This window comes from Cryobacterium sp. 10I1 (assembly GCF_035019805.1).
Classification (GTDB): domain Bacteria; phylum Actinomycetota; class Actinomycetes; order Actinomycetales; family Microbacteriaceae; genus Cryobacterium; species Cryobacterium glucosi.
Genome location: NZ_JASJVF010000666.1, coordinates 1 through 255 on the forward strand (window position 1 = coordinate 1; position 255 = coordinate 255).

Annotated in this window: 1 pseudogene; it reads left to right on the top strand. The window is 73.7% G+C overall.

What is annotated here, in order from left to right:
- A pseudogene (locus tag QN345_RS20250) lies at nucleotides 1-255 on the top strand (alpha-galactosidase); the annotation flags it as partial.

Here is a 255-nt window from a genome sequence, read left to right on the forward strand (position 1 = left end):
ACAAACGGCTTCGTCCGCTGCTGCACTCGGGCGTCGTCGTTCACGCGGATGCGTCGGACCCCGCGCTCGAGCTGCACGGCGTCGTAGCCTGCGACGGGGCATCCGCTGTGTTCGCGTACGTCGCGCTCGCCGCGCCGCGGACCGCACTGCCTGCCTCGCTGCGGTTCCCCGGGCTCGACCAGGACGCGCGGTACACGGTGCGGCCGCTGACGATCGGCGGGGGCGGCCAGGCCTTCGGCGACCGAAGTGGCACCG